A 4,232-nucleotide genomic window follows, 5' to 3' on the forward strand; every position below is an offset into this window, starting at 1 on the left:
GATACCAAAAAATAATAACCTCAAAATTTCGAGAGAAATAACTTCATTTTAAATCGCATTAAATCAATGTTTCTATAAAAATAAGTCCTTAAAAATTAGTTTTTTCAATCGAAATGGAAGGTAGTATTGGATAGCTTTAAACCGCGTTGTTAAGCCATTCTTAACTTCCGGAAATGGCTATTGATACCATTTTGATACCATTTACTTGTCAAAAATGGCTATTGCATCGTGTTTTTTCTGAGTATATAAATGGCTGTAAGTGCCCATCGTTTCAGTGATTTGAGCATGTCTCATGAGTGACTGTAAAACGAAAATATCTACACCATTATTTGCAAGATAAGATGCATAAGAATGTCTTAACGCGTGAATGTTATAATGAGGGAAAGCTTTTTGAAATTTCTTTTGAACATGACTGTAATGTTTGGGAGCCATTCCTCCGAAAATAAAATAACTACGTTCATCAAAATATTTGTTTAACTCTTTTTCACGTTGATGTCGTTCAGTTAACATTGTATTGATGAATTTAGGTAAAGGAACAATATCCTCTGAACTATCTGTTTTTGGTCTCGGATATATAGTTCTATTAGAGATGTCCATTGTTTTATTTATGGATATCTCTTTTTTGTATTTATTGTAGTCTGTCCAAACAAGAGCCATAGCTTCGCCAATCCTTAAACCTGTATAAAACATTAATGTAAATAACTCTCTGTAATCTTGCTCTTCAATGTCTTTGATTCTTTCTTCAAATTCTTCACGCATCATAAACTTAGGTTTTGGCTTTACACGCGGAATAGGTTTAATTGATATTGTTGGATCTGTACGTAATCCAAAGTATTTTTTGGCATAATTAATTACAACTTTAAAACCTGACCAAATTGTACGAGCAGAATTTGTTGACGCTACATTCTCTATTAGATATTTACGAAACTCTTGGCATTGATTTTGCGTTATCTTATTCATTTTTATGTGCCCGAACTTAGCTTTAAAGTGTTTATGATATTCATTTTGTTTGCGTCGTTTTGTTTTAGGTCTCAAATCGCTATTTTCTAAATAGTGATGAAAAACATAATCAAATGTTTTTGAATCGCTATATCCTTCGTTTACATCATTCAAAAAAATAGCCTCTGCACTCTTAGCTTCACGCTTAGTTGAAAAACCGCGTTGCATCTTACGTTTGTTATTACCGTATACATCTTTATATCTAATGGAAAAATACCATTTACCTGTATTACCATCCTTATATACTGGCATTTTACTTCTCCCTCCTCAAAATTGGCAAAAAATAATAAGGGTAGGCGGGCTACCCGGAATTTTATTGTTGAATCACTTCACTATTTTGACTTTTAAAATTGTCAAAATCATTTTGTGCTTTCTTCCATGAATTATAGTCTTGTCCGTCTTGTACTGCCCATGAACCACCTATACCGGCAGTATGGCCACCATTCTGACGTTTGTTTTCTTCTGTTGCTCTTTTAGCTTCTTGATAAGCGTTATAAGATGTGTCACTTGAAAACTCATCTTTCACTGGTGCATTGTTGTTTTTATTAGAAGTGGGATTATTTTGTGTTTGATTTTGTTTAGGTGCGTTATTAGTTTGTTGATGATCATTAACATTTGTGTTGTTATCGTTGTTTACTTGATTATTGTTATCGTTTTGATTAGCATTTTCTTTTTTCGCTTCTGCTTTGTCTTTAGTTTCTTTCTTTTTGTCTTTGTTCTCTTTCTTTGTTTCCGCTTTCTTGCTTTCCTCTTTCTTATCGCCGTCGTTGCTACCACATGCACCTAATACTAACGCGCTAGCTAAAATTAAATATAATAATCTTTTCATGTTTTACACTCCTTTATTTGCTATTTGTTTTAATAAATCTATGACTTCGTTGTTTTGCTCGATAATTCTATTATTTTGCTTTATTAGTTCGTCTCGTTGAGCTATAGAGACAAAGTTTTGTTTTAATTGCGTATCGTAGAATACGAATTTAGCTTGTTTATCTACGTTTGTTGTGAATGTACCTAAACCGTTGTAGACTTTCAATAGTGTAGGGTTAATATTTTGCTTTTGATATGCGTAAGTCGTAACGTCGGTAGCTTCTTTAATACCTTGTCCGTTTAAACTTTTAGCTGATTTTGATTCGTATTCTTCGTTAGTGTTTTTAAAATTTTCAGATTTATAAAGTTGGATATCAAGTTCTTTTCCTTCTTTAAAATCATTTAATATCTTTCTTTTTTCATCTGTTGTCATTTTTTTATACATGTCAATCTTTCTATTGCTTAACTTACTAAACATTTTTGTTTCTGTTAGAATTTCTTTAAAAGTTAATTTATCTCCTGCCATTTTCAATTTCTCCTTCATTTGGTTTATATTAAAATATTAGAAAGAACGATAATTACATTTTTGTCCTATTTGTTATTTTAGAATTCATAACTCTTTGACGCGATTCTTTAGCTTGTTTAACCATATTTTTAAATTCTTGACTTTCGATAAACGCGTTAGCTTCTTCAATTTCCTCTTGTGTAAGTTTTTTTCTACCAGTGTTAATGTGTATATGCTCAATTTCTTCATATGATTCCATAATTTTTTTATTTCTCCTTTGCTTACTTTTTATATTAAAGCGCCACATAGACGCTATTAATCAAAAATTCGATAGTTATAAATAACTTTGCCTATCACTTCGATTTCATCAATAGAATCTAAATCGTAAGAATTAGTTTTAAATTCATCTGAATAGCTTACTGGGTCTAAATGTAGTTTTGTTTCAGTACGTCTCACACGCTTAACTGTATATTCACCACCTAGACGTAATACAAGGATATCATTGCTGTTAAGTTTATGATCACAAGACTTTCTATAATCATGGACAATTATATAAGAACCGTTAGCGAGTATTTTATTCATGCTATCTCCGTTTATTTTTAGTGCTATACATTCGCTAGGTTTACGACCGTTAAAAGCAAATGGTGGAACTTTTAATTTTTCATTATCAATTGCAACTTCCTCGAAATTTCCAGCAGAAACTTTACCGAAATATGGAACCTCGATTTCGCTATCAAATTCTGGTAAAACAATTTCTTCAATTTCTCCTAAGAGATAACCTTTAGAAACATTGAACAAACTTGAAATTTTTTCGACCATACCCATTCTAGGTTCAGTTCTTCCACTTTCCCACATTCTTATAGTACCTTCGGAAACATCTAATTTTCTAGCCATCTCAACTTTAGACAATCTATTGTTCAATCTGATTTCTTTTATGGAATTTTTGAAAGCCATTTTGTTTTCCTTCCTTATATATAATGTTTTTTACACTTTTATTATACTATGAAAAATCGTAATTGCAACCCTTAAAATACGATTTACGAAAATAAAAATACGTAAATTTCTAAAATAATTACGAAAAACACTTGAATTCGTATTTAGATTACGATATACTTTAGTCAGAACTTAACAAGGAGGTTAAAAAATGAGCTACATCAAACAAAGTCTGAAATTAGATGAATGGCGAAAACGAAAAGGTTATACCCAGTCGTCTTTTGCTGAAAAACTTGGCATTTCACCATCTACTTATAACATTTGGGAAAATAACCCAGAAATGATTAAACCTAGAGATGCTTTTAGAATTGCCAAAACATTAAATATCTCTATTGATGAGATTATTTTTTTAAAAGATGAATCGTATTTTAAATACGTTTTAGTCGAAGGGAAACAAATGTCTTAAAAGGAGGAATGAACAATGCAAGCATTACAAACATTTAATTTTAAAGAGCTACCAGTAAGAACAGTAGAAATTGAAAACGAACCTTATTTTGTAGGAAAAGATATTGCTGAGATTTTAGGATATGCAAGAGCAGACAATGCCATTAGAAATCATGTTGATAGCGAGGACAAGCTGACGCACCAATTTAGTGCATCAGGTCAAAACAGAAATATGATCATTATCAACGAATCAGGATTATACAGTCTAATCTTCGATGCTTCTAAACAAAGCAAAAACGAAAAAATTAGAGAAACCGCTAGAAAATTCAAACGCTGGGTAACATCAGATGTCCTACCAGCCATTCGCAAACACGGTATATACGCAACAGACAATGTAATTGAACAAACATTAAAAGATCCAGACTACATCATTACAGTGTTGACTGAGTATAAGAAAGAAAAAGAGCAAAACTTACTTTTACAACAAGAAATCGGAGAACTAAAACCCAAAGCAGACTATGTAGATGAAATCTTAAAGTCAACT

At 31.3% G+C, this 4,232-nt stretch carries 7 protein-coding genes; 2 read left to right on the forward strand and 5 right to left on the reverse strand.

Annotated elements, in window-relative coordinates:
• Window positions 1–201: 201 nt before the first annotated feature.
• The 5 genes from IDG63_RS14040 to IDG63_RS14060 form a co-directional block, all read right to left on the reverse strand.
• Window positions 202–1,251, reverse strand: coding sequence for a site-specific integrase (locus IDG63_RS14040; protein ID WP_001145734.1), 1,050 nt, complete (start codon window positions 1,249–1,251; stop codon window positions 202–204).
• Window positions 1,252–1,312: 61 nt separating this feature from the next.
• A complete protein-coding gene (locus tag IDG63_RS14045) occupies window positions 1,313–1,828 on the reverse strand; it encodes a hypothetical protein (protein WP_117221669.1) in 516 nt (171 codons plus the stop codon).
• A gap of 3 nt (window positions 1,829–1,831) precedes the next feature.
• Entirely contained in the window at window positions 1,832–2,332 is a 501-nt protein-coding gene (locus tag IDG63_RS14050) for a hypothetical protein (protein WP_000896616.1), read from the reverse strand.
• Between the two features lie 52 nt (window positions 2,333–2,384).
• Window positions 2,385–2,570 (reverse strand): hypothetical protein, encoded by a 186-nt coding sequence (locus IDG63_RS14055; RefSeq protein ID WP_000446800.1) that lies wholly within the window; start codon window positions 2,568–2,570, stop codon window positions 2,385–2,387.
• Window positions 2,571–2,626: 56 nt separating this feature from the next.
• Complete coding sequence (locus IDG63_RS14060) at window positions 2,627–3,265, reverse strand: XRE family transcriptional regulator (RefSeq protein WP_000874710.1); 639 nt, start codon at window positions 3,263–3,265, stop codon at window positions 2,627–2,629.
• 190 nt (window positions 3,266–3,455) lie between these two features.
• On the opposite strand from IDG63_RS14060, the gene IDG63_RS14065 reads away from it, so the two are divergent.
• Together IDG63_RS14065 and IDG63_RS14070 are read left to right on the forward strand one after the other, a co-directional pair.
• Window positions 3,456–3,710: a helix-turn-helix domain-containing protein gene (locus IDG63_RS14065; protein ID WP_031765898.1), complete on the forward strand. Its 255-nt coding sequence runs from the start codon at window positions 3,456–3,458 to the stop codon at window positions 3,708–3,710.
• Between the two features lie 15 nt (window positions 3,711–3,725).
• Window positions 3,726–4,232 (forward strand): BRO-N domain-containing protein (locus tag IDG63_RS14070; protein ID WP_274611197.1); only part of this gene is annotated, 507 nt, incomplete at its 3' end.

Origin of the sequence: Staphylococcus sp. EG-SA-14 (assembly GCF_017151935.1) — a bacterium.
GTDB lineage: Bacteria > Bacillota > Bacilli > Staphylococcales > Staphylococcaceae > Staphylococcus > Staphylococcus aureus.

Bases quoted from the DNA above. Each gene is read 5' to 3' on its own strand.
- IDG63_RS14040 (WP_001145734.1), bottom strand. From the start codon at position 1,251: ATGCCAGTATATAAGGATGGTAATACAGGTAAATGGTATTTTTCCATT.
- IDG63_RS14050 (WP_000896616.1), bottom strand. From the start codon at position 2,332: ATGGCAGGAGATAAATTAACTTTTAAAGAAATTCTAACAGAAACAAAA.
- IDG63_RS14065 (WP_031765898.1), top strand. From the start codon at position 3,456: ATGAGCTACATCAAACAAAGTCTGAAATTAGATGAATGGCGAAAACGA.
- IDG63_RS14045 (WP_117221669.1), bottom strand. From the start codon at position 1,828: ATGAAAAGATTATTATATTTAATTTTAGCTAGCGCGTTAGTATTAGGT.
- IDG63_RS14060 (WP_000874710.1), bottom strand. From the start codon at position 3,265: ATGGCTTTCAAAAATTCCATAAAAGAAATCAGATTGAACAATAGATTG.
- IDG63_RS14055 (WP_000446800.1), bottom strand. From the start codon at position 2,570: ATGGAATCATATGAAGAAATTGAGCATATACACATTAACACTGGTAGA.